At 44.1% G+C, this 376-nt stretch carries 1 protein-coding gene; it reads right to left on the bottom strand.

Going from position 1 to position 376, the window contains the following annotated elements; translation table 11 throughout:
• Positions 1 to 63 precede the first annotated feature (63 nt).
• Positions 64 to 376, bottom strand: a 313-nt coding sequence (locus CWC11_RS22385) for a PPC domain-containing protein (RefSeq protein WP_171038537.1), incomplete at its 5' end; no start/stop codon positions are given.

Genomic DNA, 376 nt, shown 5'->3' on the forward strand with positions numbered 1-376 from the left:
AATAACTGTGATCTGTATCACCCGTTTAATTACTTTCATTATTTCTGCCTTAGTAACGCGCTATTACCGACAACCATCTTTATTATAAGACACCTTCAGCGCTGCACCCGTTGGTGAGCCTGACACTTTCAAGTATCCCCAATATTCAGATTGCGCACTTATCTCAATGCACTCTTGGTTACCTTGATTGAACGAGCTTGCGTCCACATTAGTGCCGTTTGGCCATCCTGCATTGCTGTATTCAAGCCCAAGATCACCACTACCATGGGCTGTTTTGATCACCACCGATTGTTGACCACTTACATTCTCAAGGCTAAACCACATCGGCTCTTGGCTTCCAAGGCAAATTGTTTCATCCGCTGCTAATCTACCATTA

The organism is Pseudoalteromonas sp. S3178 (genome assembly GCF_005886985.1).
In the GTDB taxonomy this organism is placed as follows: domain Bacteria; phylum Pseudomonadota; class Gammaproteobacteria; order Enterobacterales; family Alteromonadaceae; genus Pseudoalteromonas; species Pseudoalteromonas carrageenovora.